The sequence below is a fragment of the Roseomonas sp. E05 genome, from assembly GCF_030063475.1.
Lineage (GTDB): Bacteria > Pseudomonadota > Alphaproteobacteria > Acetobacterales > Acetobacteraceae > Pseudoroseomonas.
Genome location: NZ_JASIRT010000037.1, coordinates 33,211 through 47,484 on the forward strand (window position 1 = coordinate 33,211; position 14,274 = coordinate 47,484).

The 14,274-nt window shown below is 69.2% G+C and carries 11 protein-coding genes and 1 pseudogene; 8 read left to right on the forward strand and 4 right to left on the reverse strand.

Annotated features, from left to right (window positions below; translation table 11 throughout):
• Positions 1-103: 103 nt before the first annotated feature.
• Together QMO56_RS23240 and QMO56_RS23245 are read right to left on the reverse strand one after the other, a co-directional pair.
• Complete coding sequence (locus tag QMO56_RS23240; protein WP_283529636.1) at positions 104-409, reverse strand: hypothetical protein; 306 nt, start codon at positions 407-409, stop codon at positions 104-106.
• The gene (locus QMO56_RS23245) at positions 406-1,572 is read right to left on the reverse strand and encodes a hypothetical protein (RefSeq protein ID WP_283529637.1); all 1,167 of its coding nucleotides are present in this window, start codon (positions 1,570-1,572) and stop codon (positions 406-408) included. Before QMO56_RS23245 ends, QMO56_RS23240 begins: the two co-directional genes overlap by 4 nt.
• A 269-nt stretch (positions 1,573-1,841) precedes the next feature.
• Between QMO56_RS23245 and QMO56_RS23250 the strand changes: the two genes are divergently transcribed.
• The 5 genes from QMO56_RS23250 (at position 1,842) to QMO56_RS23270 (ending at position 6,950) form a co-directional block, all read left to right on the forward strand.
• The gene (locus QMO56_RS23250) at positions 1,842-2,738 is read left to right on the forward strand and encodes a recombinase family protein (protein WP_283529638.1); all 897 of its coding nucleotides are present in this window, start codon (positions 1,842-1,844) and stop codon (positions 2,736-2,738) included.
• Positions 2,739-4,346: 1,608 nt separating this feature from the next.
• On the forward strand, positions 4,347-5,000 hold the full coding sequence (locus tag QMO56_RS23255) for a ParA family protein (protein WP_283529639.1): 654 nt from the start codon (positions 4,347-4,349) through the stop codon (positions 4,998-5,000).
• Between the two features lies 1 nt (position 5,001).
• Positions 5,002-5,562, forward strand: coding sequence for a hypothetical protein (locus tag QMO56_RS23260; protein WP_283529641.1), 561 nt, complete (start codon positions 5,002-5,004; stop codon positions 5,560-5,562).
• A gap of 177 nt (positions 5,563-5,739) precedes the next feature.
• On the forward strand, positions 5,740-6,456 hold the full coding sequence (locus tag QMO56_RS23265; protein ID WP_283529642.1) for a hypothetical protein: 717 nt from the start codon (positions 5,740-5,742) through the stop codon (positions 6,454-6,456).
• Positions 6,432-6,950, forward strand: a complete 519-nt coding sequence (locus QMO56_RS23270; RefSeq protein WP_283529643.1) for a hypothetical protein — start codon at positions 6,432-6,434, stop codon at positions 6,948-6,950. Before QMO56_RS23265 ends, QMO56_RS23270 begins: the two co-directional genes overlap by 25 nt.
• 206 nt (positions 6,951-7,156) lie before the next feature.
• Here QMO56_RS23270 and QMO56_RS23275 read toward each other — a convergent pair whose 3' ends face one another.
• Positions 7,157-8,062 carry a replication protein RepA gene (locus tag QMO56_RS23275; protein WP_283529644.1) on the reverse strand — a complete coding sequence of 302 codons (906 nt, stop codon included), beginning with the start codon at positions 8,060-8,062 and terminating at the stop codon, positions 7,157-7,159.
• A gap of 543 nt (positions 8,063-8,605) precedes the next feature.
• Between QMO56_RS23275 and QMO56_RS23280 the strand changes: the two genes are divergently transcribed.
• Positions 8,606-9,127, forward strand: a complete 522-nt coding sequence (locus QMO56_RS23280; RefSeq protein WP_283529645.1) for an OB-fold nucleic acid binding domain-containing protein — start codon at positions 8,606-8,608, stop codon at positions 9,125-9,127.
• A 906-nt stretch (positions 9,128-10,033) separates the two neighbouring features.
• Here QMO56_RS23280 and QMO56_RS23285 read toward each other — a convergent pair.
• Positions 10,034-10,483: pseudogene (locus tag QMO56_RS23285) on the reverse strand (transposase); the annotation flags it as partial.
• Positions 10,484-10,691: 208 nt separating this feature from the next.
• On the opposite strand from QMO56_RS23285, the gene QMO56_RS23290 reads away from it, so the two are divergent.
• A complete protein-coding gene (locus QMO56_RS23290; RefSeq protein ID WP_283529647.1) occupies positions 10,692-12,536 on the forward strand; it encodes a DUF4209 domain-containing protein in 1,845 nt (614 codons plus the stop codon).
• 482 nt (positions 12,537-13,018) lie between these two features.
• Positions 13,019-13,927 carry a 3'-5' exonuclease gene (locus QMO56_RS23295; RefSeq protein ID WP_283529648.1) on the forward strand — a complete coding sequence of 303 codons (909 nt, stop codon included), beginning with the start codon at positions 13,019-13,021 and terminating at the stop codon, positions 13,925-13,927.
• Positions 13,928-14,274: the final 347 nt, after the last annotated feature.

Genomic DNA, 14,274 nt, shown 5'->3' on the forward strand with positions numbered 1-14,274 from the left:
GGGCGATCGAGGTCGAGCGGCAGGGAAGGCGGAGCCGGCGCCGCGTTCTCCGGAGCGGGCCATCCCTCGAGCCTGACGAGGGAGGCCTCCCAAAAGGCCAGGATCATCGCGGCTTGTGGCCGCGCGCGGGCACGTCGCGCCCGAGCTGCGGCCGGGCAGCGAGCCAGGCCGGCGCCAGCAGCTGCGATTTCACCCGCACCAGCTCGGCCGCCAGCATCAACCAGACGCTGCGCTGCTCCAGCGGCACCCGTCCGGCGCTGGTCTCCAGGGCAGCAACGAACGGGTCGGTCAGCGTGGTGATGGAGAGCGGCGCCAGAGCAACGCGCGGCCGGCGCCCCCGCGCCAGCAGGAGATCGCGCGGAGCCGGTGCGACCAGGCCTCCCGGGAACGCTCCTGCGGCGCCCCTCACCCCGCCGCGCCGTCGTCCTCCGTCCCGCCGCTCCCGGCCGCCCGGGCGAGCCCCGCCCGCGCCGTCCGGAGCGCCGCGTCCACGGCCTGCATCGCCGCCGCCAGGTCGCTGTAGTCGAAGGCCGGCCGCGCGAGCGGAGCGGCGGGCGGCAGGGGCGGCACTGTCTCCGCCGCGGGTAGCGCCTCGCTCTCGGGCGGCAGCGCGCGGGGCCGCCCTCGCCCCCGCCCGGGCACCGGCCGGCGCGGCGGCGCGGCGGCCTCGCGCAGCGGCGCCAGGCCGGCGAGGCCGAACAGGCGGCGGCTCTGGCGGTGCGTCACCTCCACCGCCACCCCGTGGCGGACGAGGTCGTCGAGGATCGCACAGGCTGCCTTCACCGACAGGTCCAGCGCGGCGGCCAGCGTGGTGGCCGAGACCAGCGGGACGGCGGCGAGCAGGTCGACCGCCGCGGGCATGCGCGAGGTCTTGCGCCGCCCGGCGGCCACCGCCGCCCGCGCCGCACGCCAGCGCCGCTCCATCTCGACGAGCAGGTCCAGCGCCGTCCCCGCTTCGGCGGCAATCGCCCGCAGGAAGACCGGGATCCAGCGGGACGGCTCCCAGGGCTGGCCAGCCCCGAGCGCCGCGGCCCCGGTGAGCGGCAGGGGCGCGCGCAGCAGGCCCGCCGCTTCCCAGCGCCGCACCAGTGCGGCGCGCAATGGCGGGCGCGCCCCGCCGAGTTCGATCCAGCGCCAGGCGCCCCAGGCGGCGTCCAGCAGCGGGACGCCGGTGGGCCGCTCCCTGTCCAGCGCGGCCAGCGCCGCCCGCACCGCGCCCTCCGCCGAGACGCCGGGTGCGGCGAGCCAGCCGTGGTAGTCGAGGGCGAGGCGCGCGGCGTCGTGCAGCGCGCCGGCGTCGATCGCTCGCGTGCTGTCCCGCATCGCTCGCAGCGGCAGGCCCTCCAGCACGGCGGCGAGCTGCCAGGGATCGATCAGGGCCCCGTCCGCCGCGGCCTGGCGCCGCGCCGCCTCGAGGCGCGCGCGATGCAGCAGCGCCTCCCGCAGCGGATGGAGGGGGGCGATCGCGTCGAGGCGCGCGACTGCCGCGCTGGCCGTGGCGAGCGCCGCCAGCAGGGCGGGGTCGCCCAGCGGCGGCGGGCCGTCATGCCGTGTCCTCGCCAACAGGACCATCGGCCCCCTCCCCCCGGTTGCGCCCGGAATTTACCCTAAACGGGCCTTGCCTTCAAAAGACGGCTTTTTAGCGCCGCCGTGCGGCCCACCCCTGCCCACCGGCTCCCGACCCGCCGCCGTCCCGCGCCATACCAGCCGATTGGCCGCCCCGGCGCGGGTTTCGTCGCTCTTGATGCGCCGGCAAAGGACCGGTTCGTCGCATCTTGTGCAACTTGACAGACCCGCCGCGCGGCGTTCCCTTCCAGGCCGCAGGCGAGGAGGATCGTCGGATGGCGTGGGTGGGCTACGCGCGAGTGAGCACCGAGGAGCAGGCGACGGCGCGGCAGCGCGACGAGCTGCACGCCGCCGGCTGCCACACAGTGGCCGAGGAGCACGCCTCGGGCGGCGACCGCGACCGGCCGGTGCTCGCCCGCACCCTCGCCCAGCTCCGCCCCGGCGACACCCTGGTGGTGGTGTCCCTCGACCGGCTCGCCCGCTCGCTGTCGCACCTGCTGGCGGTGGTCGAAGGCCTGCAGGCCCGCGGCGTGCACTTCCGCAGCCTGCGCGATCCGGTCGATACCGCCAGCCCGCAGGGGCTGTTCACGCTGCAGGTGCTCGGCGCCGCCGCCCAGCTCGAGCGCGCGCTGATCCGCGAGCGCACCCGCAGCGGCATGCGCGCCGCCGTCGCCCGGGGCAGCCGGCCGGGCAATCCGGGCCTGCGGGCGGGCGATCCGGCGGCGCGGCAGAAGGCCTCCGCGGCGCGCCGGGCGTCCTACCTCGCCCGGCTGATCGCCGGCGCCGACGCCTGGCTGCCGGCGGTGCGGCGGCTGCGGCAGGATGGCCGGCCCTGGGAGGATGTCGTCCGCTACCTCAACGCACGCCGCGCCGCGGGGGTGCCCGGCTGGACCGGCGAGCGGCTGGTCCGGGCGGTGCGGCGGCTGGTGGCGGAGGGGCTGGCCGAGCGGGAGCTGCTCGCCCCGGCCCGGCCGGCCCCGGCGCCCGACCGGCTGCTCGCCGTGGTGGCTGGCATTGTCCGCTCCGACCCGGGGGCGACGCTGCGCGCGATCGGCGCCCGGCTGGAGGCGATCCGAGAACGGACGCCCCGCGGCGGCACCACCTGGCGCCCGGGCTCGGTCGCGCATGTCCTCGCCCGCGCCCGGAAGGCCGGCCTGCTGCCGGCCCCGTAGACCGATCCGCCGCCGTAACCAGCGGGCGGGTCACCTCGGAGCAGCCGCGCTCGGCGCGGCATCGCCGCCGGGCGGCCTCTCTCGGTGCGCGACCAGGCCACCGGCCCTCGGCGTACCTTCAGGCACGAAGTCCGCTTGATAGACGGAATCGGCGCGTCGCGGCTGCCCCCGAGGGCTGCCGGGGCAGCTAATAGCGGCGGCGAGATCGAACGAGCGGGCAGGCTCATGAATGCCTGGCGAGCCCCTGTGCAGCAATGTTGTTTGCAAACATGATTGCTGTACCTCCCTCTGGAAGGCTGTATGGCTTTGCTCATTCCAGATAGCTGCCTGCCCGGCCCTTCAGTTCCAGTGCGGTATGTCTGCAAACATGTTTGCAATTCGCCTGTCTTTCCATCCTTCTGACTTACCTTCCTGCTCCGCTGCTTTCCGCATTACCTCCGCCTCGTAGGCGCGCGCACGGTGCCCGCGGGCAGAGAGGAACGCGGGCGTCGGTGCGGAGCACCGACATTTTTTGATCCCGCCTTCCCCTGCACCACCGGCGCTCCATTGCCGCACCCGGCACGCTGCCGCGCCGGAACCCGATCGCGGCAAGCGTTACACCACCCCCAGATCTGCGATCCACGGCCATGCTCCCGTGTGACCCCTACCCGACCCGGACCTTTACAAAGCCACTGAAAATTTTGGGCGCATGAGCCCCCCAGCTCCCGCCTTCGACGCCACAGCCGACCTCATCACCCGCGCAGCCCCGGGTGCTGGAGGTGGCAACCCCAGCGTCTGGGCAACCCGCCTCGTCGAGAACGGGCGCCAGGAGGCGCCTGGTCGCTCGAAGCGCGCAGGGAGCCGCTCGCTCCCGGCCGACTGGATGGAGGAGCTCTGGGCGGCGGCCAAGGGGCGCCGCTTCGTCCATTTGGATGCCCTTACCGTCCTCACGGTGAGCGGATGCCGTTTGTCGGAGATATGCGCCGAGGTCGCAGTCCGCCTCGCCGGACCGGATATCCTGGAGGTCGCAATCTCCGTGGCTAAGGTTCGGGGCGACCACGGTCAGCCCTGGCGACGCCTGCCCGTCGCCGTTGAGGGCGGTCCTGCCCGGCACCTGGCACGGCTTGCGGCCGCCGCTCCCAGGGGGGGGTCGTCCGGGTGCGGGCGCGCTGCAGAGCCCGGCGGCCCGGTTGATGGGCATCGGAGACGTCGCCGGTGACCGATGGAGGACAGCGGATCAGCTTCTACGATCTCAGGTACCAGCGGGCGGCGGATCTCCGCAGCAGCGGCGCGGACTTTGAGACCTGCGCCAAGTGGCTCGGGGACACCGGGGCCTCGCAGCGCTACTACGGACGGCTTCCCCGGAGCGCGGGGACCCGCGGTGCCCGCACGCTTGAGGCTGACGCGCCCCGCTCGGTCCAGCGCAGCCCGAAGGCTCAGGACTTCGTGCCGGAGCCCGGTTGCTAAGGGCCGCAGATTTTTTGGGAGGGGCGAGGGGGGGGGGGGCGTCTAGTTTCTTTCTTGCAAACATGTTTGCGTGCAAGGAGCGCGGCATTCAGGCAAGAACGTTGACAGTCCAGCCAGGAGGCAGCTAATCCCGCATGCCGGAAACATCATTGGAGCAACGGGTTGGCAACGGTTTCGTTCTGTTCCCAAAAGGGCGGCGTGTCGAAAAGTTCGCTGGCCCGTGCTCTTGCCGTTGAGGCGGCCCGCGGTGGCCTGACCGTTAAGATTGGCGACCTCGACGTGGGGCAGGGGACGACCGTGGATTGGCACCGGGACCGCCTTGCCGCCGGAATCGAACCGGCCGTTTCCGTGCAACTCCACAAGACCGCCAAGGAAGCTCTGCGCGCTTCGGACGGCGTCGACCTGCTCGTCCTCGACGGCCCCGCGCGGGCAGACAAGGAGACGGTCGAGATCGCCAAGGTCAGCGACTTGGTTGCGCTGCCAACCGGCGCGAGCCTTGACGACCTCCGACCCGCGGTGAGGACTGCGAACAGTCTCACAAAGGCGGGGATTCCGGCGGCCCGGCTGCTCTTCGTGCTGTCCCGGATTGGCACCGACGCCGAGGCCGATGCCGCCCGCGCATACATTAAGGAGGCGGGCTACCGGGTGGCGCCGGGCTACGTACCGGAGCGCCCCGCCTTCCGCGCCATCCAAAATGAGGGCAGGGCGATCACTGAGGTTCGGTATCCCCAGCTGAAGTCGGCCGCCGAGAGCGTCGTAGAGGCTCTCGTCGACGCCGCCGTGGGCGGCGAGGAGAGCGAAGAGGGGACCTCCTGACATGGCCGTCGATCAGAACAAGCTGAAGGCGCTCGGCCGACGCCGCGGCCTTGGTGCGCCCCCGACCGATGGCAGCCCGGGTATCGAGGAGGAGGTTGCGCAGCCCGCCGAGACCCCAGCCGCGCCGGAGAAGCCGCCGCTCCCAAAGTTCCTCCGCGACCGCCGGGAAGGGGAGGTGGCTCCTCCGCCCCAGCCCCCTGCGGCTGACCCCATCCCGTCACCGGCCCCGGCAGCTGAGGCGCCGCAGCCCGCCGGGAAGGCAGGGGAGGGCGCGCGGGCTCCTGGCTGGCGCGCCGACGACATCCCGGATGCGGAGGATGACGAGGAAGGGGAAGCACCGTTGCCGCGACGCGCCACCGCCCCCGCACGGGGCAGGGCAGGGGTCCCGGCGCAGCCGCGGAGGGTGCCGCGTCCGGCCGACGAGCCTCGGGTCCCCTTCACCACCAGGATTGCGGTGAGCACAAAGGAGCGCCTCGAGGATGCGGCCTACTCTCTACGAATGAAGCACCAGGACATCATCAACGACGCCATAGTTGCCTATCTGAAGAAGCTAGGGTTCTGACCTGCTTTGCTGCTGGATTGCTTGCAAACATGTTTTCAGCGGTGGCCCTAAGTTTCCACGCGAGGATGGCTGCCAACATCCGATTGGCCTTGCGTTTCCTTGCGAGAAGCCGAGAGTGGTGGAGAATCGGATTCGAAACGGGAGGCGCCCTGAGGGCGTGAGGCGATGGTGGCGGAGATGCAGCGGCCGAAGGTCTACGGGAGGGGTGCCTATCCGATCCGCGTCGCGGCTCGGCTGGCCCACCTCGACCCTCAGACGGCGCGCCGCTGGGTCGAGGGCTACGAGTACCCCTACCGCGGTGAGCGGCGCCAGTCCGCCCCCATCAGCTACCTCGCCAAGGCGCGCTCGGCTGACGGCGGCCTGGTTCTCGACTTCGAGCAGCTCCTGACCCTGATGCTCGTCAAGGCATTTAAGGATCGCGGCCTCGGGCTGCCCACCATCAAGCGGGCGGCCGCCAAGGCGCAGGGGGTCTACGGGACGCCGAACCCCTTCGTAACGAAGCAGTTCCGCAGCGACGGGAACCACGTCTTCATCGACCTCGAGGCGAAGGGGCGCGAGCGGGAGCTGATCAACGTGCTCTCCGACCAGCGGGAGTTCCGCGAGGTCGTGGAACCGTCCCTCTTCCGCGACGTCGTCTTCGTGGGCGACGAGGCGGGCGAGTGGTGGCCGCTCGGCCGCGACCACACGGTGGTGCTGGCCCCGGACCGGCAGTTCGGTGCCCCCATCATCGCTGGGAAGGGGATCCGCACCGACATCCTCGCCCAGGCAGTAGCGGCCGAGGGCGGCGGGGATGCGGGCGTGAAGGTGGTCGCCGACTGGTACGAGCTAAGTCCCGCCCAGGTGCGGGATGCCGTCGAGTTCGAGGGGGCATGGCAGGCGAAGCAGGCAGCCTGACCTTCGTCCTGGACCAGAACTTCGGCCCGCGGACGCTGGATCTCCTCAAGATCGGCAGGATGCAGCCCCTCGGGCGCATCACGACCCTCACCGAACTCGGCTTCGCCGCGGACGCCCCGGACGAGGAGTGGATGCCGTTGCTGGGGGCGAGGGGGCGCTACGCCGTCATCACCCGCGATGGCGAGATCCTCCGGGCTTCGGTCCGCCTCGACGCTTGGCGCGCCTCCGGCCTCGTCCTGATGCTGCTAGACGGCCGCTGGGGGCAGCTCCCCATCCACGACCTGACACGGGCCCTGGTCTACTGGTGGCCGCTGATGGTGGAGCAGGCGACGGCTGCGCAGCCGGGCACCGCCTGGACCGTCCCCCACAAGGTGCCGATGCCTCCCAAGGCCATCCGGCTTGTCACGCCGCAGGTGCCAGGTCTGCGGGCTAAGGGCGCCGAGGTGGTCGACATCTCCAAGGCGAAGCCCCGACGGGACCGTTCGGGCGCCTGACGCCCTCGCGCCGTAAGGAAAAGCGTGCCGGTTATCCTTGGACTCCTGCGGGGAGCGAGGGGAAGGCGTCATGGACGCCTGCGGGCTCCAGCGCACGAAATGCTAGCGGCCGTTTGAGGCGTCCGGGATTTTCCTTGAGCGCGGAAGCCACGGCTCGGCTTGCCGTTTTCTTTGGACTTCTGCGGGGCCGAGGAAAACGGCGCCGCTTATCCTTGGGCTCTTGCGGGAGACCCGCCAGAAACGAGGCGGGGAGCTACCGGTGGGCGGGACTGGCTCAGCACGAGGCCCGCGGGTGCCACCTCGATGTTTGCGTGCGGGTAGACCGCGGTCGCAATTTTCAGGCTGTCTATGAAGCGCTCCTTCCAGTGGTCGATGCGCTTGTAGGAAGCCCCGAACTGTCCGAACAGCGCCCGCCAGGACACCGAGATCGGCTTCCCTGACGGCAGGACATGCAGCCGGTAGGCAAGCCAGCAGTAGATGTCGAGCGCCTGCGAGTTGTTTGAGATCGCCCGTATCGCAGACTCCTCCAGCGGCACCGGGTGCTTCCGGAGTTGCTCGAAGAAGGTCTCCGACAACCGAGCTGTTTCGACGAAGAGGGACCCTTGCCCTTCGGCCGAAGGCTCCTGCACGAACATCGCGGTGTCCACGATGTTCTGGTTGACCAGCCCGGCCCTGTCGCCCGCGGTGATGTGGAAGGTCATCCGGCACCTGGAAAGGCGCTCAGCCTGCTCCCGGACGTCCTTGAAGCTCTTGCCGCCGATAGGGATCCCGAGGCGCCCGAGCCACATGTGCAGACTTCTCCCGAGTTCGATGTCCCGGGAATTGGTCCGGAGTGCCTCGCTCTGCAGGAACAGCAGAATGAGCCGGGCTCGCGAGCCGTAAGGCGCGCCGACCCATTCCATGCCCCCGCCGGGGATGTTGCGGCGCCCAGGCTCGACGATCAGCGTGACCCGGTCAGTCTCAATCTTCCAGGCGGCGTCGTCTGCGAGCTTCTTGTGGGGCAGGGCGGCTTGGCACCACCCGCTGTAGAGGAAACCGACACCGGCGTCCTCGTCGGCCATGTACTGGATGGCGGCTTCGATGGCGCGGCGGTCCCCGTCGGTCGGAGCCATTCTCAATGCCCCTTGTCGACCGTGCTCTTCGATGAGCCGGTGGACCGTCCCCATTGCGCCGTCCTCCAATGCAGTTGCCCCAAATCACGCTTCGAACTTGCTCCAGCTGGGGCTGCCGCGTCCACCTGGACTTCTGCGGGATGAGCTATTTGAGAAGTATTAGAACACTTTATTAGAAGTGGCCCGCAGGAACCCAGTGGATAACTCGGTAAGTCGTTGAAGCTGAGCTTCGGCCCTCCCGCATGAGTCCAGGGGATACCCGCAGGAGCCCAGGCTCGCCCTGTGCACGGCGGCTCATCCATCGGTTGTGCGGCAGGCGACTCGGATCCCACAGGAGTCCAGCCTCCCCTTGGTCGCCCCGCAGGAGTCCAGGGAGGGACCGGATCATGACTCCGGGCCGAATCTTGTTCTTTTTTGTTCCATCTCTCTGGGTAATCTCGGACGCCGGGACCGAGCGCCCATCCAATTCACCGCCGTCCACTTGGCTCGACCCTGAGGGCCGAGGCGGCACTGCCGCTCTTCGCGGCGACCGACAAGGCCAGCATGCCGGAGCCCGAGATCGTCGAGGCGCCGGTCAGCCTGGCCGCCCTGCGCGAGGGCCAGCAGGTGGTGGAAGACTACCGCAGCACCGGGCTGAGCCTGCGCGCACACTCGCTCTCCTTCCTGCGGCGGGACCTCGCGGCCATGGGCATGGTCCCCTGCGGCGACCAGGCCTCGACCCGGGACGGCCAGCGGATTGCACTCGCGGGCATGGTGCTGGTGCGCCAGAAGCCCGGCTCGGCCAAGGGCGTCATGTTCATCACCGTCGAGGACGAGACCGGCATCGCCAACCTGATCATCTGGCCATCCCTGTTCGAGGAGCGGCGCCGGGTGATCCTGTCGGCAGGCATGATGGGCATCCGCGGCCGGGTGCAGCGGGAGGGCGAGGTCATCCACGTCATCGTCAAGCAGGTGGAAGGCTTCACGGCGATGCTTCAGGGCGTCGTGCAGCGGGAAGGCGGCCAGGGAGATACCGCGGACCGAGCCATTCACCAGGCGCAGGACATCTCCATTCCGGATCCGTGACTGAGGCCGGGCATCAAGGTGCCGACAGGAGACTTCCAATAGACGGCCAACGCGGTGTGTGGGCTGCTTACCTCGACTTTGGCCATCAGGCGGCGTGGCAGAGGGCGTAAGCCCAGGCGTGCTGGAGCGCTCGCCGAGGTTTTGCGCCGTGGCCGCTGGGCCGGGAGGTGAGGAAACCTTGCTCGCACCAGATGTGACGTCGCACGGCGGCGAGGGCATCGCTGAAGGTCGGGCGTTCCTTGTGGTACCAGGCGCTGCTCGCTGTAGCGTTGCGTTCTGAGGGTCTGAGCTTTGCGGCCAGGAGGGTGACGAGGGAGAACAGGGCGAGCAGGCACGGCGTCGTGCGGGCGATAGCGAGGTCCGACCACTGTCGCTGGGTCTCGACGCCGAGATGGGCACGGGCCTCCTGGAAGGTGACCTCCAGCTGCCAGCGCTGGACGAACCAGTCCAGGATCTGATCGGGCGTGTGGCAGAGGTCAGTGCACAGCAGGGCCTGCGGGCTGAACCGGCGTGGGGATCTCGGATCAGCACCCAGCGGATCGGCACGACACGCATCCCGCCATGGCGCCAGACGGCACTCGCTGAGCAGATCTCGACCTTGCGTTCGCCCTCGCCGTACCAGTCTGGGACCAGGAGCGATTGCCAGCGCGTGTCGCCGTCCCTCAGCACCTCTGACAGGTTGGGGAGCCGGGCGCCCTTGGTGCGGGGGCGGCCATTGGTTCGAGGCAAACGGAGCGGCGCCGGGTCGTAGAGCGCCGCATCGAGGCGCAGGCGCGTGCTGCCGGTGACCTTGTGGCGGGTCAAGGCGGCCAGCAGCTCCAGGGAGGCGAAGCCGCTGTCGCCGACCACGGCGATGTCGCGCCCCGCAGCCAGCGGCGGGCCTGCATCACCAGCTGGCGGGCCCAGTCAGTAAACTTCTTGTGCCGGAGACCAGGCACCCGGCCATACTGCTCGGAGAGGGGCCAGGGCGGTGAGGAAGGAAAGTGCCCAGATCCGCCCGGCCCAGGGAACAGGAGCCAGCAGCGTCAGGCTGATCCAGCGCAGGCCGGAGACCTTCACGAAGTGCCCGTGGGAAGAGCGCACCAGGTCACGGTAGATGTCCTTGGCGACAATCCGGCTACTGCGGCGGCGCTCAATGGTGTCGTCGATGTCCAGCACCACCGGCCCGCTCGGCGCGATGGTCTCAATCAGGTGCCCCAGCAGGAGGCGCGATGCCGCCCGGGAACTCCAGACCGCCCGGCTGAGCACCCGATGGAAGTTCACAAAGTACCGTTCCCGCGCGAGCCTGGTGACCCGGAGCAGGCTGGTCACCGTGCGCTCGCTTGGCGCCAGGATAGCCCCGACCAGCAACACCTCGGCGTAACGCCAACTCCGCTACCCGGCGTCACAGAGCCCGAGAGCTGAGGAAGCAACGGCCAAGGAACTGGCGAGAGCGGCTGCCGAGGGAGGTGCGCCCCGTCTGCTCTTATGCTCCTCCCCATGTCGCGTGTTTCGTCCGGATAGTCTAAGCATAACCTTGGCCTATTTCGAAACGGATAGCTGCACGAGCATGGAAGAACCTCCAGTGAGCGACAACGTGCTATTGGCATCCCGTGGCGATCTAGCCGTCTTGGACCTGAATGCCGTGCTCGGCGGTGTCGAGCATGGCGACGTCTATGCGGTTGAAAGCGCCCTGCTCCGCGCGGCGAAAGGTGCGGAGACTGGCGGGGACGCCGCCGCGCAGCGTGGATACGCTCTCTTCGCGGTGCTATGCTCCTTCCACTTGCGGCTCGAAGATCCTGCTCAGTCCTGGGGACCACGCTGGCAAGGCCAGAATGGCCGCAGCTACACCGCAAGCGATCTTCGTGGCGAGCAAACGAGCGTGCTCGCCGACGCGCTCGAGTCCATCAAGCATCCGGCCCTCCGCGCCCGGGTGGCGGATGTCGTCTGGTACAACGAACGCAAACGGCGGGATGCTGCGGAAGCTGCGATCGCGGCGTACCTTGAGATCGCGGCGGGGCGTCTTGCTGGCAGGCTAGCGTCGCGGTTCAGCGACCGGGAGGACCTTCTCCTGGACGTGGTAGAAACGATGCAGCGGCCCCTGCAGATTGTTGCACTCACGCGGAAGCGGGGCGACGTGCCGGAGCAGGTGCGCGCAACCTTCGCCGCGCTCTACCGCCGGGTCCGGGAAGGCGAGCGTTGTGTCCCTTACGTCAAGGTTGCCCGGCTCGGGCTTGGTTACGGCTTACTGGATGCAGCCACTGTTGCTGAGGACGCGGAGCGCGTGGCCTCCGCACGCAACGGCATCGATTACCCTATGGCTGTACAGCCTGCATGGCTGTTGGCAGCCGAATGCCACGGCAAGCAGAAGGATGCCGAAGCTAAGACCCGCTGTCAGTTGGCGGCGGTTGAGGAAACCTTGCGAATGCGCAACGCGGTTAGCGGCGCGTCGGCGCGCGCATACTGGACCCGAAAGGCTATTGGGGAGCTTCGGGCCGCCCGTGGACCACGCGAGCGCATCGAGGCGCTACGGCGCGAGTTGCGCGATCTCCAGGACGCATCGCTCGATGAGATTGCGCAATTCACGTACGAGCTTGACCTCACCGAGGAGGTGAAGGCTACGGAGGAGAGGTTCGCAGGGTTGGGGCTGGCCGATACTCTCCTCCGGTTTGCGCTAATCGTCAGCCCCCTTACGCAGGCCAAACTGTACGAGCAGGCCGTCAAGACGCGCGGAGACGGCTGGCTCTCGGGCACTCTCTTCGGCTCGACATACGTCGACGCGGAAGGGAAGACCGTTGCCGAGCTTCCACCTGCTCTGCCCGACGGTGATCCGGGCTCCAAGTGGGTGGCTGAACAGTCGATGCGCTATCTAGACATTTGGCGGCACCATGTCGTCGGCGGCCGTATTGAGGTGGCGCGGCGGCTAGGGGTAGCAAGTTTTCCGCTTGAGGAACGGCACTTCGACCCCATTGTGCAGGCAAGCATCTTTGTGCCACCCGGCCACGAGCATCTGTTCGCGCTGGGCTTCGCCCGGTTCTGGCAGGGAGACTTCGCGTCGGCGGTACACTTGCTGGTGCCGCAATTGGAGAACTCGTTACGCCATGTCCTGCTGAACGCCAGTCGCGAGACGTCAAAGATCAAGCCGGACCTCCTGCAGGAGGATCGCTCGCTCAGCGGTCTGCTCGAGAACCTCCGAGTGGAGCTGGAGCAGGTGTTCGGGCCGGATCTGATCAACGAGATCGACTTGCTGTTTAACCATAAGCCGGGGCCAGCACTCCGGCACGAGATTGCTCACGGGAAGCTGTCAGCCGGGGGATGCTACCACACGGACGCGATCTATGCCTGTTGGCTCATCTATCGCCTGACCTGCCTTCCACTCGTCCGGCATTGGAAGGAGAAGATTGCCCCGGCGCTTGGCACCATCGCGTGACGCCAGCATCGCCGGTCTGTTTACAGCGCCTTTCAAAACCTGCGCTGAAGCGCGTTGAGGCAGATGAGTGAGCAAGGCCGGCGAGCCAGGCGGCGTCGCGTCCGCTGCCCGCGCCGATGTCGAGCACCGCCGCCGGCCGGTCCGGCAGCAGGTCGGCGAGCCAGCCGTGCACCGCCCGGGGATCGGCCGCCTCGTAGCGCGGCACGACCGCCGCCGCATTCGCCTCATACCAGTCCCAGGACATCCGCCCGTCCGAGCCAAAGGAGCGCAGTGCCGCCGCGTAGCACAACCAGGAAGTTGTTGGTACGGGCGGACGCAGCGGCAAAGCCGCCGGTCGGACCCTGCCTCCAGGCGGCGAGCGGGAGGAGCAGCGCGACGAATTCGTCCACCCCGAGAACGTTGAAGCCGCCGCCCACGAGCAGACCGCCGAGAGCCACACAGCAAGCTTGGCAGTCTGGCGCATCCTGGTCCATGGAGCGGCGATGGACGTGCCGCTACCCAACTCTCCTGCTCCCGACGCGCTGGAGGCCATGGCTGCCGCCCTGGAGGCGAGCGGGTGCTACCGCGTGCTGCGCCGGATCGTGCCGCGGCCGGCCAGCGACTGCCCGCCCGGCACCCCGACCCGGCTGGGGATCCTGCTCGACCTCGAGACCACTGGGCTGGATCCGGCGCAGGACGAGATCATCGAGTTCGCCATGCTGCCCTTCACCTACGGGCTGGACGGCACCCTCTACGACGTCGGCGCGCCGTTCAGCCGGCTGCGCCAGCCCTCCCGGCCCATCCCGCCGGCGGTCACCGCGCTGACCGGCCTGACCGATGCGATGGTCGCCGGGCAGCAGATCGACCCGGCCGAGGTGGCGCACTTCGTCGCGGCGGCGGCGCTGATCGTGGCGCACAACACATCCTTCGACCGCCGCTTCGCCGAGCGGTTTTGCGAGGCCTTCGTCACCAAGCCCTGGGCCTGTTCGCTTTCCGGGGTGGACTGGGCGGGGGAGGGGTTCGAGGGCACCCGGCTGGGGTATCTGGCCATGCGGCACGGGCTGTTCTTCGACGAGCACCGGGCGCATCACGACCGCGAGGCGACCCTGGCGATCCTGGCGCGGCCGCTGCCGAAGTCCAGAGGGACCGCGCTGACGCAGCTGCTGCAGGGCGCGCGGCAGACGCGCTGGCGGATCTGGGCGGAGCAGGCGCCGTTCGAGGCGAAGGACCGCCTGAAGGCGCGCGGCTACCGCTGGAACGGCGAAGGGCAGCCGCGAGCCTGGTTCATCGACGTGGCGGAAGACCAAAGGGCGGCGGAATTGGCCTTCCTGCAGGCGGAGATCTACCGCCAGGACGTCCAGCTGCCGATGCGACCGCTGACCGCCTACGAGCGCTTCTCCGACCGGTGCTGAGGAGATGAGGGCTCCCCCCGGCACCGGCTTCTTCTGCGCCGTTGAAAACGTGATCGGATCGCGAGGCTAAATTGAGCCTCCTCAAAGGGCTCTTCGGGCCCGTGCTCTGAGCGGCCCTCCGCTCAGCGGTGTGGGACTGCATTTCTGTTCAGTCGGGCGAAATTCTGTGGCCGAAGACCTGCGTGGAAGTAGGTGATCATTGAGTAGATAGCGTAGACGGGTCCGCCATGGCGCCCGGCGATTACGATGAGCGGTAATCGGCAATTATGATGAGCGCCCGGCGGTGCGGCGGAGGGTGGGCGTAGCCCGCCCGGAGCCGTTCCGCCGGGCGAGCGCGCCTGCGGATG